This is a genomic window from Pseudomonas sp. FW305-20, assembly GCF_058788075.1.
In genome coordinates this window covers 254,117-270,338 of the sequence record NZ_JBYTAJ010000004.1, presented here as the reverse complement: position 1 = coordinate 270,338, position 16,222 = coordinate 254,117, and the positions used below count along the sequence as shown (strand labels likewise).

13 protein-coding genes are annotated in these 16,222 nt (G+C 60.4%); 1 reads left to right on the top strand and 12 read right to left on the bottom strand.

Annotated features, from left to right (window positions below; translation table 11 throughout):
* The 8 genes from AC3WP4_RS05830 to psrA form a co-directional block, all read right to left on the bottom strand.
* On the bottom strand, positions 1 to 758 hold a 758-nt coding region (locus AC3WP4_RS05830), incomplete at its 3' end, for an aldehyde dehydrogenase family protein (RefSeq protein WP_146011917.1).
* Between the two features lie 76 nt (positions 759 to 834).
* Positions 835 to 1,662, bottom strand: coding sequence for a phosphonoacetaldehyde hydrolase (gene phnX / locus AC3WP4_RS05825; protein WP_076030882.1), 828 nt, complete (start codon positions 1,660 to 1,662; stop codon positions 835 to 837).
* Between the two features lie 39 nt (positions 1,663 to 1,701).
* On the bottom strand, positions 1,702 to 3,045 hold the full coding sequence (locus AC3WP4_RS05820) for an MFS transporter (protein WP_076031596.1): 1,344 nt from the start codon (positions 3,043 to 3,045) through the stop codon (positions 1,702 to 1,704).
* 280 nt (positions 3,046 to 3,325) lie between these two features.
* A complete protein-coding gene (locus AC3WP4_RS05815) occupies positions 3,326 to 4,492 on the bottom strand; it encodes a 2-aminoethylphosphonate--pyruvate transaminase (RefSeq protein WP_102614475.1) in 1,167 nt (388 codons plus the stop codon).
* A 372-nt stretch (positions 4,493 to 4,864) separates the two neighbouring features.
* Positions 4,865 to 5,692 carry a phosphonoacetaldehyde hydrolase gene (gene phnX, locus AC3WP4_RS05810; protein WP_102614474.1) on the bottom strand — a complete coding sequence of 276 codons (828 nt, stop codon included), beginning with the start codon at positions 5,690 to 5,692 and terminating at the stop codon, positions 4,865 to 4,867.
* A gap of 86 nt (positions 5,693 to 5,778) precedes the next feature.
* Positions 5,779 to 6,651, bottom strand: coding sequence for a LysR substrate-binding domain-containing protein (locus tag AC3WP4_RS05805; RefSeq protein ID WP_102614473.1), 873 nt, complete (start codon positions 6,649 to 6,651; stop codon positions 5,779 to 5,781).
* Positions 6,652 to 6,705: 54 nt separating this feature from the next.
* On the bottom strand, positions 6,706 to 8,001 hold the full coding sequence (locus tag AC3WP4_RS05800) for an MFS transporter (RefSeq protein WP_076030884.1): 1,296 nt from the start codon (positions 7,999 to 8,001) through the stop codon (positions 6,706 to 6,708).
* Between the two features lie 125 nt (positions 8,002 to 8,126).
* Positions 8,127 to 9,218: an iron-containing alcohol dehydrogenase PsrA gene (gene psrA / locus AC3WP4_RS05795; protein ID WP_076030885.1), complete on the bottom strand. Its 1,092-nt coding sequence runs from the start codon at positions 9,216 to 9,218 to the stop codon at positions 8,127 to 8,129.
* Positions 9,219 to 9,439: 221 nt separating this feature from the next.
* Between psrA and AC3WP4_RS05790 the strand changes: the two genes are divergently transcribed.
* Complete coding sequence (locus AC3WP4_RS05790; protein ID WP_256581158.1) at positions 9,440 to 9,982, top strand: DNA/RNA non-specific endonuclease; 543 nt, start codon at positions 9,440 to 9,442, stop codon at positions 9,980 to 9,982.
* Between the two features lie 71 nt (positions 9,983 to 10,053).
* Here the strand turns inward: AC3WP4_RS05790 and AC3WP4_RS05785 are convergent, their stop codons facing one another.
* The 4 genes from AC3WP4_RS05785 to AC3WP4_RS05770 form a co-directional block, all read right to left on the bottom strand.
* On the bottom strand, positions 10,054 to 13,149 hold the full coding sequence (locus tag AC3WP4_RS05785) for an efflux RND transporter permease subunit (protein ID WP_102614472.1): 3,096 nt from the start codon (positions 13,147 to 13,149) through the stop codon (positions 10,054 to 10,056).
* Entirely contained in the window at positions 13,146 to 14,258 is a 1,113-nt protein-coding gene (locus AC3WP4_RS05780; protein WP_102614471.1) for an efflux RND transporter periplasmic adaptor subunit, read from the bottom strand. The genes AC3WP4_RS05785 and AC3WP4_RS05780 overlap by 4 nt, the downstream gene beginning before the upstream one ends.
* 29 nt (positions 14,259 to 14,287) lie before the next feature.
* The gene (locus AC3WP4_RS05775) at positions 14,288 to 15,805 is read right to left on the bottom strand and encodes an efflux transporter outer membrane subunit (protein ID WP_102614480.1); all 1,518 of its coding nucleotides are present in this window, start codon (positions 15,803 to 15,805) and stop codon (positions 14,288 to 14,290) included.
* Positions 15,806 to 15,922: 117 nt separating this feature from the next.
* Positions 15,923 to 16,138 carry a hypothetical protein gene (locus tag AC3WP4_RS05770; RefSeq protein ID WP_076030888.1) on the bottom strand — a complete coding sequence of 72 codons (216 nt, stop codon included), beginning with the start codon at positions 16,136 to 16,138 and terminating at the stop codon, positions 15,923 to 15,925.
* Positions 16,139 to 16,222: the final 84 nt, after the last annotated feature.

The following is a 16,222-nucleotide window of genomic DNA, read 5'->3' as shown; positions in this document are numbered from 1 at the left end:
GCGGCGCATTTCATGATGTGCGAGCCGACCGGGGTCGAGCCGGTGAAGGCGATCTTGGCGATGCGTTTGCTGGTGGCCAGCGCTTCGCCGGCCTCTTTACCGAAGCCTTGCACCACGTTCAGCACGCCCGGCGGCAGCAGGTCGCCGATCAGCTCCATCAGCACGGTAATGCCCAGTGGCGTTTGCTCAGCAGGCTTGAGCACCACGCAGTTACCGGCCGCGAGCGCCGGGGCGAGTTTCCAGGCGGCCATCAGGATCGGGAAGTTCCACGGAATGATCTGCCCGACCACGCCCAGCGGTTCATGGAAGTGATAGGCCGCGGTGTGTTCGTTGATTTCGGCCGAGCTGCCTTCCTGCGCACGGATGCAACCGGCGTAGTAGCGGAAGTGGTCCACGGCCAAGGGGATGTCGGCGTTGAGGGTTTCACGCACGGCTTTGCCGTTGTCCCAGGTTTCGGTGACGGCCAGCAGTTCCAGGTTCTGTTCGATGCGGTCGGCGATTTTCAACAGCGCTAAAGAGCGGTCCTGTACCGAGGTTTTACCCCAAGCATCGGCGGCCGCATGGGCAGCGTCCAGGGCCTTTTCGATGTCTTCGGCCGTGGAGCGCGGGAATTCGGCAATCGGTTGGCCATTCACTGGCGAGGTAGTGGTGAAGTACTGACCGTTGACCGGTGCGACAAACTCACCGCCGATGTAGTTACCGTAACGGGACTTGAAGGAAACGATGGCACCGGGAGTGCCTGGGTGGGCGTAGTTCATGGTGAGGTTCTCTTGTTGTTTTTTGGTTGTGACCGCCTGTGAGACGGCCACTGTCAGTTACACAAGCCGTGCGGAATCAGGAACCCTGGGGCGTTTCTCCGCGTGCCAGGCGGGCATTGATGTCTTCAATGACGGCAGGTAGATCGACGATGGTGTCGATCAGGTAGTGCGGACGAGAGCCTTCGAACATTTTGACGATGCGCGCGCGTTCCTCGGCCAATTCCTCCAGGGACAAATCCTTGAATTCTTCATAGGTCAGCCCCAGTGCGTTGCCGGAACAGGTCAGCGCGACCGTCCACATTCCGGCGCTACGACCTTCGAGAATGCCGGGCCAGGTGTCATCGACTTTCACGCAGGCGGCGACATCGCTGATCCCCAAAGCAATCACGTTGGCCAGCGCCTGAGCCGGGTGCGGACGGCCATTGGGCACTTCGTCAGTCGCCACGACGTAGTCGGCGACGTAGCCGTTTTTGCGCGCCAGCTCGACGACTTTTTCCATGACCACCGCTGGGTAACCGGAGCACGAACCGATTTTCAGACCCTTGTCGCGCAAGGCATCAATCGTATCCAGCGCACCAGGAATCAGCGCCGAGTGCAGGGCGATCTTTTCGATTTGCAAGGGCATGAAGCGCTCGTAAAGCGCGGTGACATCGTCATCGGTCGGCAGGCGATCGAAGGCCGCACGGTAGCGTTCGGCGATCTGTGGCTGGTTGCAAAGCGTGCGGATGTGATCCCACTTGCCCATGCCCATCGGTCCACGGGCTTCGGCCAGGGAAACTGCAACGCCAAACTCGGCGAAGGCTTCGACGAAAATTTGCGTAGGGGCAAAGGAACCGAAATCAACGACGGTGCCTGCCCAGTCCAGGACCACGGCTTGCAGTTGGGAAGGTTGTTTGTAGTTCATGATGATCGCTCCAGCGTAGGGTAAGTGGGTACTGCGAGTTCAGGAGTTGGTGCCGACGATGACCGGTTGTACCGGGATCGAGACAGACAGTTGGCTTTCCACAGTTTTCGGCCGGCTGTTCCAAAACGGCAGCAACATCAAGATGGCCAGGAGTGCAGCGCCGGTGAACACCATGAACACGGTGATGGTGTCGAAGTAACCCGGCAGCAGGCCGCCGAGGACCGCACCGACCGAACCACAACCGTTGACGAAACCTGCGGCGGACGCCGCTCCGTCCTTGCTGCCGAAGTCGATGGCCGCCGAGCCACTGATCATCGAGTCCGGCCCGTAGAGCGTCAGGCCCATCATGAACAGCAGGCCGACCACCAGGTACAGACTTCCGCTTTGCATGGCGGGAACGAACAGAGCCAGGCAAACGGTGAGGACCACCAGGCTGAGGACACACGCCGGTATACGACGGGCGCCGAAGTATTTATCTGATGCGATACCGATGAGGATGGGACCGATCAGTCCCGCCAGTTCAAAGGAGGTCGGGACGATGGCGGAGGCGACCTTGCCAATCTCGGGCATGCGTTCGTAGATGATTACCGGGCCCCACAAGAGGATGGCGTAGCGCGCGGGTTTGAGCATGAAATAGGCAAGGCCGAGAACCAGCACGGTTCGATTTTTCATCACGGTGCGCAAGCCAGCCCACATGCTTTCACGCGGAACTACGACATTGCTGACGGGTTCGATCTCGATCTCGACAGGAGGCAGACCTACGTCTTCCGGTTGGTTGCGTTGCAGGAAAAAGAACAACACCGCCACCACCAGCACCACGACGGCGCTGCTGATGAACGCTATGCGCCAGTCGTGGTAGGCGTTGTAGGCCCACCAACCAGCAAACGGAGTAGCCACCATCCCGCCAAAGGCATAAGAGGTGCTCCAGTACCCCAGTACGCGGCCACGCACCCCGGTACTGAAGAAACTGCCAACGTTCTTGCATAGACCTGACCAGCCGGTGGACTGGGCAAGTCCCTGTACCAGCATGCAGGAGACGAAAATCGGCAAGGTGGCGTAGGTACCCATGAGTAGCGCCGCCAGGGCCGAGATGACGAGGCCGCTCAGCACCACGACTCTTGGCCCAAAGCGGTCAGAGAAGTTGCCCCAAAGAAACTGGCCCACGGCATAGGCCGTCAGGTAGAGGGCGTCGAGATTGGCCATCATGGCTTTTTCGAGCATGAAGTTCGGGTCTTCGCCAATACCAAGCTTGGCGACGGAGAACGCTTTGCGGGTGAAATAGAAACCGGCGTATGCCACCCAAGTGATGAGGAAAATCTGCACGCGCCAACGCTGGAGTGATTTCCAGCCGGTTGCGAGAGGACTTGTGGTGTTCTTGTTCATGGTGTTCTGATCCCGTATGTGGTGCCAGACAGCGCAAATTAATTGGTTTTTGTTTTTGTTTTTGTTTTCGGTGCAGAAGGTCTGTCCACGCACACGGCATCGATTCGATGGCGGTGAGGATGGCATCAGGCTTCACGTATTAAATTGCCGCGGTCGCTGACTCCTGCCCGGCGCTGCCGAGCGATACGTCACCGAATCCATGGTTCAAAAAAAGATCCCCGCCCAGCGGCGCTACCCATTGCACCTATGCTCGAATCGGCAGGGATCTTGAAAGGGGTCGTCAGGCTGCCGGTTTTGGCATGTCCACGCCCATCGCCACGAGGCTGTCAGCAATGGCACGCAGCAGTTGGTGAACGATGTATTCGTCGATCTGACCGATGCATCCGATGCGGAAGCTTTCGGCCTGGGTCAGCTTGCCCGGGTAGATGATGAATTGACGGGTCTTGAGCTCATCGTAGAAACGCATGAACTCAAAGTTCGGATGCTCGGGGCAAAAGAACGTGGTGATGATCGGCGACAGCCAGCAGTCTTCCAGCAGGGTCCGGAATCCCAGTTCACGCATGCCGCTCACCAGCACGTCGCGGTTGCGTGTATAGCGCGCCTGACGACCTTGCACTCCGCCTTCGATCGCGTGCTGTTCGAGCGCTTTGTGAAACGCCACCACACTGTGGGTCGGTGGAGTGAAGCGCCACTGACCGGTGCGCTCCATGTAGACCCATTGCTCGTAGAGGTCGAGGGACAGCGAGTTGGCGCGACCCTTGGCGGACTCCAGTACGCTGCGACGGATGATCACGAATCCGAAGCCCGGGATGCCCTCGATGCACTTGTTGGCCGAAGACACCAGCACATCGAAAGGGATTTCTTTGACGGTCACCGGCACAGCGCCGAAGGTGCTCATGGCGTCGATGATCAAGCTCTTGCCGTGGGCCTTCACCACGTCGGCGATCTCGCGCAGCGGGTTGAGGATGCCGGAGCTGGTTTCGCAATGAACCAAAAACACATGGGTCACGTCCGGATTGGCCGTGAGCAGGGCATCAACTTCATCGGGCTGCGGTGGCAGGTAGTCGCCCTTGTCCAGAGAGATGAAGGCGCGGCCGAGATATTCCAGGGTTTTGGTGGCGCGCTGGCCGTAGGCGCCATTCATCAGCACCAGGGCTTTGCCATCTCGCGGGATGGCGGTGGCCAGGGCGGCTTCAACCGAATAACTGCCGCTACCTTGCAGAGGCACGCAGGCGAAGCTGTCGTCCTCTACGCCGGCCATGCTCAGCAATTTCTGGCGAACCTCAGCGGTGACCTGATTGAAGGCACCGTCCCATGATCCCCAGTCGCGAAGCATGGCTTCCTTGGTGGCTTTGGAGGTGGTGAGCGGGCCAGGGGTCAGCAGGTAGGGTTCACCCAGCGCTGGGGTTGCCAGCGGTTGAGTGGTCGGGAATTCGGCTTTGGTCATGATCTTCTCCGGCAGTATTGTTTTTGTGGTGAGGAGTGATGCATGGGTGGATATAAACAATGATTTAGAAATAAGAAAAATCGTTTTATTGTATTTCATAAATAAGCTGAGCTTATTAGTGGCGCCTATCGATTTGGCCGATACAGATCTCGAATCAACCGATTTGAACAATGCTTCCAGAGCGGTAACTCTTCGTATATTTCAGACATCTACGGTTGAGGCGAACGAAGAGGGTGGACGATCATCAACGCCGCCGAACGCGGCGTGGTACAGGGGGTAGCAGTGGGTCCACACACATGACCCATGCGATACGCGCGATTGATTCAGTTGTGGCCATCCATGGACGGCCACTGTCAGTTTCAGCAGGTGGCGTCAGGAACCTTGAGGGGTTTCACCGCGCGCCAGGCGGGCATTGATGTCTTCGATGACGGCCGGCAACTCGACGATGGTGTCGATCAGATAGTGCGGGCGAGAACCTTCGAACATCTTGGTGATGCGGGCACGTTCTGCGGCCAGCTTGTCGGAGGGCAGGGCCTTGAACTGATCGTAGGTCAAGCCCAGTGCGTTGCCGGAACAGGTCAATGCGACGGTCCACATGCCGGCGCTACGACCTTCGAGAATGCCGGGCCAGGTGTCGTCGACCTTCACGCATGCGGCGACATCGCTGATCCCCAAAGCAATCACATTAGCCAATGCCTGCGCCGGGTGCGGACGACCATTGGGCACTTCGTCGGTTGCTACTACGTGGTCGGTGACGTAGCCGTTTTTCCGCGCCAGCTCTACTACTTTCTCCATCACGACTGCGGGATAACCGGAACACGAACCGATTTTCAGGCCCTTGTCGCGCAACGCATCGATGGCGTCCAGAGCCCCGGGAATCAGCGCCGAGTGCAGGGCGATTTTCTCGATCTGCAGCGGCATGAATCGCTCGTAAAGTGCCGTGACATCGTCATCGGTCGGCAGGCGATCGAAGACCGCACGGTAGCGTTCGGCGATCTGTGGCTGGTTGCAAAGCGTGCGGATGTGATCCCACTTGCCCATGCCCATCGGGCCGCGAGCCTCTTCCAGTGAGACAGCAACGCCAAACTCGCCGAACGCCTCGACGAAGATCTGAGTCGGTGCGAAGGAACCGAAATCAACGACGGTGCCTGCCCAGTCCAGGACCACGGCTTGCAGTTGGGAAGGTTGTTTGTAGTGCATGGTGAATCTCCAATTTCGGGTAGGGGAAGGCCGTCCCTCTTGTCACCAGGAGGTAAGCCAATTGATTGTTGAAACGCGTTACGGAATCAGGTGGTCGGTATGGAACTGGAGTCGAACAACTCCGCGATCATCGGCCGGTTTCTGCGAATACCCAGGCAGCACAGGTGGTAGTCGATTGAAAACGGGTGATCGACAAAGGTGATCGGCTTGGTGCCTGGCGTTTCGGCGTACTCGACGGCAGACACGAAACCGATACCGATGCCCTTGGCGATGGCGTGGACGATCGCCTCGCGACTGTTCAATTGCATGACACAGTTCAGATCGACGCCAAGACGCTTGCAGCTTTCTTCCACCAGTTGCCGGGTGCGTGAGCTTTTTTCCCTCAAGACCCACTTTTCGTCGCTGATCTGCTCGACGTACACCTCTTTCTGCCGGGCCCAGGGATGGTCGTCGCGAACCACCGCAATAATCGGATAGCGTCGATAAAGCTGCGTATCAAAGCGCTGGTCGAATTCGGAGAGCGCAAGAATCGCCACATCGATATCGAAGTTGAACAGGCGATCCAGCGTTTCTTTTTCGGGAGAAAACGACGTTTCCAGTTCAATGTCCGGATGCCGCTGCATCAATTCGTAAGTCAGGTTCATCGCAATGGGCGGGGAGACCGCGCCCAAGCGCAGCATCCCGGTTTTGCGTTGCTTGAAACTTTGCAGAAGTTGCACGGCTTCATCCTCTTGGCCGAATAGCCCTTGGGTGATCGCATAGAGCTTGTGCCCCGCCGAACTCATTTCGATAAAACGGCCTCGACGATGAAAGAGTTCCACGGAGAACTTCTTCTCCAGCGCGTTGACCTGTTCACTGACAGTCGGCTGACCAACGCTCAGGTACTCGGCGGCGAGGGTGAAACTGCCAGTCTTCGCCACCGCATGAAAGGAACGTAGCCACTTGTGGTACTGGTACATAGAAGATCCTGTTCCCGAGCCGCCGCTGTTGATACAAGCCTCTGTGCCGGGCCATCAACGTCTGATGAACAGCGCGACCACCGCGCTGCACAGGCATGCAGCCGTAACCACGATGAAGATCAAAGACGTGTTGCCGGTACTGTCGAGCATACTGCCGATCAGCGGTTCCGCCAGGCCGGCGAACAGATAGGACGAGAAGTTCATCACGCCGGTTGCCGTGCCCGCGCGCTTTGCGCCGACCAGGTCCGGGCAGAGTGCCCAGAAACTCGACGCCGGGCCGTAGACGAAGAAACCGCAAAGGAACAACGCTACAAGACCGGTCGCGCTATGAGGTGCAAGGGTCCACATCCACAGGCTCGTACCTGCCCCCAGGAACATGTAGAGCATGATCGCCAGGTAGCGTTTGGAGCCGAACAGCTTGTCCGATATCCAGCCATTACTGAGCGCACCGATGGCCATGCCCACTGGCAGGGCAACCGTGATCCACTTCGGATCGATCATGCTGTCGCCGGTTTTCCAGTTGGCCCCCAGAAAGTGCACCGGTACCCAGACGATCAAGCCATAGCGAGCGGCGTTCTGAAAACCCAGGGACACTGCAGCGATGATCAGACGAAAGTTCTTCAGCACGGCTTTGTAGCGTTGCACGGAGGTTTCGACTTCGCCGTGTGCCACTTCATGATTTTTGTCATCGGCATTGGCGACGCCGGTGTCGGAGAGCGGTTCGAAACCCATGTCCTGCGGACGTTCACGCGCCACCAGGTAGAAAATGATGCCACCCGCCAGCATCAGCAGCACGGGCAACCGGAAGATCCAGCGCCACTCCAGTTGCAGCACCTCGAGCACCACGATGGAGGTCACATAAGAAAGGACCGAGGCGCAACCGGCGGCGAACACGTAAAGGCCATAGACCTTGCCGCGCTCACCGGTGCTCCACCAATTGGAGATCAATCGACTGCCTGGCGCCCAGCCCAATGCCTGGAAGTATCCATTGATGCCCCAGGGCAGGATCAACGCGGAAAAACTACTGGCGAAGCTGGTCACCCAGTTGGCGCCGCAGGACAGTACGGCGCCAAGGGTCATGATGCGTCGGCCGCCGAACTTGTCGGCGAGGTTGCCGTTGATGGCCTGGCCAATGGCATAGGCCCAGAGCATTGCAGCCGATGCCCACCCAAGGTGTTCCTTGGTAAAGCCGAACTCGGCCTGAATGCCTGGAATGGCAAAACCGAAGGTTTGTCGGCCGGTGTAGAAAAACAGATAACAGAACATGGCAGCCAGCAGCATGCGCCACTGAGCGACTCGAAACGACGAGGTGGATGCTGCGATACCTGGCATGGTTTGGGCACGATACATGATCTTTTCCTTATTATTGTTCGGTCCCTCCGAATGTCGTCGGAGGGTGCACTCTTTTGTGGGTGCAGCAGGAAATCGTCGCGGTTCGTTACGCCGCTGGCGGTGCTTGGTTGGGCTGGCAGATGCTAGGCGGCTTGTGAACCGATGAAGTTCTTGCCGCGTGCGCCTTGCATGGCGAAATTGATCATCTCTTCAGCCTCCTTTGCCGTTACGCCGTAGTCGGCAAATTCGGTTTTCACGTCAAGACTGTGCAAGAACTCGCGCAACTGGCTTTGAGCCTTGTGCAAGTCATTGCCGAAAATTCGTTGAAGGGTTCGGTCGCGTGCTTCGTCATGGCCCCAGGCAAGGCCCAGAACCAGCGGGAGGGTGAAGGAGCAGGCGATGCCATGGGGCAACCCGTGATGCAAGGTCATCTCGTAGGAAATGGAGTGAGCCAGTGCAGTTTTGGTATTGGAAAATGCCAGCCCGGCCTTGAGTGCCGCGAGCGCCATCCTGGAGCGCAGATCCTTGTTGGACAAATCACGGCGCAGCAATGGCAAGCAGTGCAGGATGTCCTCAATGGCAGAGATAGCGTAGGTGTCCGAAATCGGATTGGCATTGATGTTCCAGATCGACTCCAGCGCATGCGACAGGGCATCGAGGCCCGTAGAAACGGTGACGCCAGCCGGAACCGTCAGCATCAACTGCGGATCGACAATGGCCACTTTCGGCCAGGTGCATTCCAGGTGCAGGGAGTATTTCTTGTGGCTGGCCGAGTCCCAGATAGTGGCCCATGGGGTGACTTCGCTTCCGGTACCCGCCGTAGTCGGGGCTGCAATCAGTAACTTGCTGCGCGCCGGGACGAAGGGTTTACCGGTTGCCAGCAACGCGAGCAACTCATCGAAGCAACCCGATTCGGTACCCACGATCAATGCCTTGGCGGTATCGATGGCGCTGCCACCGCCTACGGCAACGACCATATGGCAGTCGCCGGCTTCTTGCCAAAAACGCTCATAAGTATCGCGTAACTGAGCCACATCCGGATTGGGCTGGACATCCTCGATGATGTACACCAGCCGGTCGCCCAGCAGGTCCTGAATGCGATCCACTAATCCCAGCCCACGAGCTTCGGGAAAGGTCACAAGAGCGACTTTCTGGTTTTCGGTGATTTCGGCAAGTTCGAGAAGGCTGCTCCAGCCGAAGCGGGTATCAACTGGATTGTGGAAGCGGGCAATCATGGCGGGGCCTTTATTTTTGTTGTTGAAGGTGGCCCATGATCGAGGACCCTCAACAACAGCTCAAATCGATAAATCGCAGGCTTTCATCGGCTGAGCCGATACCAGATGCAGGGGGGCGTTGATTGCAGGTGACGTATTGAGTAGGTGGGTCTTGTTCCGGGGCACACGGAATCGTGACGCTTGTGGCGTTACGATCCGCGCACTAATGGAGTCAGCGCTTAATCAATAATGACAGTACGGCGCTCGCCGCACAGAGCCCCGCAGAGCGCACCAACCAGTTCTACCCGGACCCACGTATCCCCAAGAGTGGACGGGCAGAGTTGAGCGACTACCGTAGCCAGCATCCGGCGGTGGACCGCGGCCATCAATCCCCGGCAGCCGATGCACCGAGCCCCAATGCAATGGCCCAATCCTTTGCGCTGTCGAACATGGTGCCGCAATACCCCACCAACAACCGGAAGATCTGGAGCAAGGTCGAGGCGGATGTCAGGAAATTTGCCAAGCGCGCCGATGGCAATGTTTTTGTCTTTACCGGCCCGCTCTTTGACTCAGGCCACACCACCGTCGGCAACAACAAGGTCTGGGTGCCGACCCGCCTGTTCAAGCTGGTTTACGACGCATCGTCCAAGCGTGCTTGGGCCTATGTTCTGCCCAACACTGAAACCCGTATCGAGAGACCGATGGACTATGACGCTTTCGTGAAGAGTACCGGGCTCAATTTGCTGGGGAATCTACCGGTCACAGGTTCCGTAGGGCGCTCTTGATGGTTTGATGAATTGCACCCCAAAGGCTGGATGCAACCGATGGGGTGTTTCATTCACGGATAAATAGCGGCTCACTCAGATGCGAGCGCGGCGTTCCCCCGGACCTGTTGGGTGTCAGCGGCCGTCTGGCGACCCACCTTGAACCATGCAGCGTACAATGCCGGGACGAAGAAAATCGTCAGCAGTGTTGCCACGGTAAGGCCGCCCATGATCGCGATTGCCATGGGGCCCCAGAACACACTGCGCGTTAACGGGATCATTGCAAGCACGGTGGCCAGCGCCGTCAGCATCACTGGCCGGGCTCGGTGGACGGCGGCATCCAGCACAGCATTCCACGGGTCGCGCCCTTCAGTGATCTCGATTTGCACTTGATCGATCAGGATCACAGCGTTGCGCATGATCATGCCACCCAGTGCGATGATCCCCAGTATCGCAACAAAGCCCAGCGGCGACTGGAATACCAGCAGCGCTGGCACCACTCCGATCAAGCCCAGCGGTGCGGTCAGCACCACCATCCACATGCGGGAGAAGTTCTGCAGTTGCAGCATGAGTAATAGCAGGATGGTGATCAGCATCAGTGGGGCCACCGCGATCAGCGCCTTGTTGGCCTTGTCACTTTCCTCAACGGCTCCACCCGTGTCGATGCGGTAGCCCGACGGCAGCTTCGCTTCGATTTCCTTGAGTAACGGCTGGATCTCCTGAGTCACCGAAACACCTTGTTCGCCATCCTTCACGTCGGCCCGCACCGTGATTGCCATATCGCGGTTGCGGCGCCAAAGCACTGGCTCTTCCAGTTCAGCGCGCACCTGTGCGACTTGCGACAGCGGTACCACCGTGCCCTGGCGCGTGTAGAGGTTGATGTCTTTCAGTGTGTCGAGGCTCAGGCGCTCAGCGGGCACGGCACGGGCGACGATGTCGATCAGGTTCTCGTGCTCACGCAGCTGCGACAAGGTAGCGCCGTTCATCACGGTCTGGGTCGCCAGCGACACGTCGGCCGGCGTGAGGCCAAGCGCGCTCGCCTTGTCCTGATCAAGCTCGACCTTCAGCGTGCGCACCGGGTCGTTCCAGTCGAGCTGGAGGTCGCGCACCTTCGGGTTGGACGCAATCACGTTCTCCACCTCACGGGCGATCTGACGCACCTTCTGGGTATCAGGCCCTACGACGCGGAACTGCACCGGGTAGCCGACAGGTGGCCCCAACTCGAGCCGGGTCACGCGCACCCACGCCTGGGGGAATTGTTGGTCAGCCGAGGCCACCAGCCGCGCACGTACCCGCTCGCGTGCATCCAGGTCCTTGGTCATCACAACGAACTGTGCAAATCCAGGATTGGGCAGCTCGGGGTTGAGCGAGAGATAGAAACGCGGTGCGCCGGCGCCGGTGTAGGCGGTATAGAAACGCACGTCCTCGTCCTTCGCCAGGATCTCCTCCATGTGCTTGACCTGCTCGGTCGTCGCGGCGAACGAGGACCCTTCCTTGACGCGCAGGTCAATGACCAGTTCAGGGCGCGAACTGTTGGGGAAGAATTGCTGCGGCACCAGCTTGATACAGGCCAGAGCAAGCACCAGAGCGGCAACCGTCGCACCGATGACCACCCAGCGACGCTCGATGGCGGCGTCGATCAGGCGGCGCAGGCTGCGGTAGAACTTCGTGTCGTGCGGATCACCGTGCTGGTGCTTGCCCAAGTCGTTGGGCAGCATCTTGACCGCCAGATACGGCGTGAAAATACCGGAACAGATCCACGAGAACAGCACTGCGGCGCCGACGATCCAGAAAATGCCACCCGCGTACTCGCCAGTGGTGGACTTCGAGAGGCCGATCGGCAGGAAGCCCACGACCGTTATGAGTGCGCCGGTCAGGCGCGGCATGGCGGTGGACTGATAGGAGAAGGCGGCCGCCTTCACGCGGTCCATGCCGGTTTCCATTTTCGCCACCATCATCTCGATGGCGATGATGGCGTCATCCACCAAAAGTCCCAAGGCGATAATCAGTGAGCCGAGCGAGATGCGCTCGAGGTTCCAGCCCATCGCCAGCATCACCAGCGCCACGCCGCCCAGCACCAGCGGCACCGTGGCCGCGACCACGAGGCCTGCCCGCCAGCCCAGGCTGGCCAGGCTCACCGCGATCACGATGATCAACGCCTCGGCCAGTGCGCGACCGAAGTCCAGGATTGCATCCCTCACCGTGGTGGGCTGGTCGGCCACGAGTTCAAGTTCCACGCCATGCGGGAGCTCCAACTGGATCTTGGCGACGGCCGTGTCCATCGCCTTGCCAAGGTCCACGATGTTGCCGTCGCTGGACATCGTGATGCCAAGCATCAGCACGGGCTCGCCGTTGTGGCGGACCGTGTAGGTGGGCGGATCCTCGAAACCACGTGTAACGGTCGCAATGTCGCCGAGCTTGATCTGCCGACCGCCCGCGGCGATGGGCACGTTGCGGATAGCCGCTTCGCTGGCGAACTGGCCGCTCACGCGCACCATGACGCGGTCGCCGCGGGTGTCGATCTGGCCTGCGGGCACCATGGCGTTCTGGCTCTTGAGGCTTTCGGCAATGGCCAGTGGTGTGATGCCCAGCGCAGCCAGGCGCTCGTGCGAGAACTCGACGTAGACACGCTCGGCCTGCTTGCCGATGAGATCGATCTTCTTGACCATCGGCACCTTCAGCATCTGGCGCTTGATGTCCTCGGCCGCGTGCGACAGGTCGGCGTGACCGACGCCGTCGCCCTTGATGGCGTACATCAGGCCATATACGTCGCCGTACTCGTCGTTCAGAATCGGGCCGATCACGCCGTCAGGCATCTCGAGGCTCAGGTCGTTGAGTTTCTTGCGCGCCTGATACCAGGCTTCGCGCTGGTCAGCCTTGGAAGTGCCGCCGCGCACGGTGAGCGTCATGCCTGCATAGCCTTGCCGTGCGTAGGTGACCACCTTCTCGAAGTTGTCGATCTGCTCGAATTTCTTCTCCATGCGGTTGAGGACCTGGTCCTGCAACTGCTGGGCAGTGGCGCCCGGCCAGATGACCATGGCGGTCATGGAAGGCACGGAAAAGTTCGGATCCTCGAGCTGGCCGAGCCGGGTGAAGCTGAAGGCGCCAGCCACCGCGACAATGAGGAGCATGAACAGAACGATGGCGCGATGGCGCAGCGCCCAGTCGGTGAGGTTGAAGTTGTTCATCGGGCGGCCTGCTGCGTGGTATTGGCGTCAACGATCGCCGCACCGGGCAGCGCGACCTTCAGTCCGGACGTCATCTTCTGGACGCCGGCGGTGACGACCAATTTGCCAGCCTGCAGCCCGGAGACGAGTACCTCGTCGTTGCGGTAACCCCAAACTGCCACACGCTCCAGATCGACGATGCCTACCGGATCCTTGCCCGTGGGCGTGACCACCCACAGCGCCGGCTGACCGCCGATCTGCGTCAATGCCGTGGCTGGCACTGCCGCCACAGAGACACTTGTCATGACTCGCTCGGCCATCACCGTGGCGGTGGCGCCCAGCGGCAGCGCCTGCAACGGTTTGAGCCGCGCGCGATAGGTGCGCGTCTGCGCTGCAGCCTGTGGTGACAGCTCGCGCAGCGTAACATCGAAGATCTCGTTCGGTGCACTGGCCAGCGAGGCCTTGAAGCGCGCGTCCTTGAAGACGGCCAGTTGATCCTCGGGCACGTCGATGAGGATCTCGGATTCGCCCGGATTCGCGATCGAGACAACCGGTTGCCCCTCCGGTACGACCTGTCCGGCCTCAAAGCGGACAGCCGTGACGACGCCGCTATGCGAGGCGCGCAGCACGGTGTACTTGAGCCGGTTGCGTGCGAGTTCGAGTTTTCGCGCCTCGGCCTCGGCGGTCGCATGCGCGGTTTGGGCATTGGTCTGCGCGCGCTCGGCGTCGGCCGCACTGACCGAGCCGTCAGCCTTCAACGCAGTCAGACGTTGGCGGTCCGAGTCGGCCTGGCGCGTCTGCTCGACGGCAACCGTCCACTGTTGTCGCGACGCTTCTTCGGCGAGGCGGTAGTCGGCATCATCCAGTACAGCCAGTATGTCGCCTTCGCGCACAAACTGGCCTACCTCGACCTTGCGCTGGGCGACCTTCCCGCCCACGCGGAAGGCCTGGTCGACTTCATGCCGTGATTGCACGGTGCCCACGTAGCGACTGATGTCGCGGGCATTGTCGTAGCTGATTTCAATAGTGCGAACCGGTCGTGGCGTTTGCACGGTCGGCTTGTCCGGGCTGCACGCGCAAAGCATGACGGCGACGGCCAGGGCGCCGGCCGCAGTAAGGGAGGTTTTCAAGGCGGTTCCTCTAGTAAAACGGCAGATTCTTAAGAAAAGGGTGGCAGGTCGGCTTTGGTGGCTGCGGTGGGAGTAGCGGGTTGTTCGAACACCTGCCAGCCCCCGCCCAGGGCCTTATAGAGCTGCACGCTATCGATCAGCAGGCGGGTGTTGCTTTCGTTGGAATTCAAGCGTGCCGCCAGGCGCGCGCGCTGCGAATCCAGCAGTGGCAACAGGTCGATCTGCCCGCGGTTGTAGAGCGACTGGGCGCGGTTCTGTGCAGCCTCGGCGGACGCGGCGGCCAATTGCAGCGACCCGGCGCGGCGCCGCTCTTGCGCCAGCGTGACGAGGGCGTTCTCTACATCTTCGAGCGCCCGCACGATGCCGTCTTCGGCGCGCAGCAGCGCCTCTTTTTGAGCACTTTCGGCCGCATCGTTGATTGCTTGCGTGCGCCCGGCGTTAAAGAGCGGCATCGCCAGCAAACCCGCCACGTTAGTGAAGCGTGCAACGCCGAGATCGGCGCCGTTCAGGCTCAAGCCCTGGCGGCCGAAGGAGGCGTCGAGGAACAGCCGCGGAAACCACTCGGCCGCGGCCTGCTTGCGGCGCGCATTGGCTGCATCGAGCTGCGCCATCAACGCCAGCACGTCAGGTCGACGTTGCAGCAGCTCTGCGGGCTGGCCTGGCTTGGCCTCGGGCACCACTGCCACATCGCTGATCGAAGACTGGATGTTCGCGGTATTGAAGGACTGGTCGGCAATCAGCACCGCAATACGATGGCGCGACACAGCCACCTGTGTTTCCAGCGGCGGAATCTGCGCCCGCGCCGACAAGGCGTCGGTCTGCGCGCGTTCGACGTCGAAGGCCGAGGCCAGCCCCGCCTGCTGGCGAGCGACAACCAGACGCAGCGTCTCGTCCTGCATCGCTGAGATGGCGCGCAGTGTCGCGACCTGGCGTTGCGCGCCGAGCAGTGTGAAGTAATTGCTGACGACGTCGCTCATCACCAGCAGGCGTACGCCGCGCATGCTGTGCTCCGCGGCCATCGCATCGGCGTCAGCCGCCGCTGCGCCGGCGCGCAAGCGGCCGCTCAGGTCGAGCTCCCACGAGACGTCCAGCCCCGCACTGGTGGTCTTGGTATCCGGATAACCCTGTTTCGTGGCCGAGCTGTAGCCGCTGCTGCGATCGCTGCCGGAGGCGGATGCGCCGACACTCGGGAACAGCCATGAGCGGCTGACCGTTTCGCCAGCACGCGCGGCGTGCAGGCGCTCGGCGGCAATCTTGACGTCTCGACTCTCGCGCGCGGCTCGGCGCACCAGATCCGTCAGCACCGGGTCGTGGTAAACCTCCCACCATGCCGCCTCGGGTTCCATTTCGGAGGCCGTGCTCGCGGCGAAGTTGCTCGGTAGGTCTACCGACGGCGTCAGCACCTCCGTGGAGCAACCGGTCAGGATCAGGGCGATGGACGCGGCAAGCGCCGCACTCTTTACGACACCGATTACGCGTTCGGCATGTTGCAGGGGCGTCTGCCCGGTGTTGCGGGTCAACAGGTGGAAGTTTGAAAGTCGCGGCATCGGATTGGGCTCGTGCAAATTCGAGGTGGCATCAGCGTAGGGCCCGGTGTGCGCGAAGTCGTCAGCGAAGGGTCGCCGTTCGGTCGCCATATCGAGCACTCGTTCGTGGTGGAGGCGTCACTCGCCGCCGGTATCTGCCGTGTGCTCGCCGGCTGTCACCGCGAGGTCCGAGGCAATCGACTCCAACAGCTCTTCGGCGGAGGAAAATTCGCGCTGTCGTCCGGTGACCAGGTTTTCGAGGCGGCCCACCAGGGCCCCCGGCGCGGCGTCGCTACGCAGCTTCACTACGTACGAGCGGCGGCTCGGGTATTTGGATTCAGGGTTCAGGATCATCGCGGACCAGGGGGCAAGAAAGTTCGACGACAGCGTAAGCGTCCCCCTGGGGCGAGTCGTAAGCGAAAGGTCAGACTTCGGTCG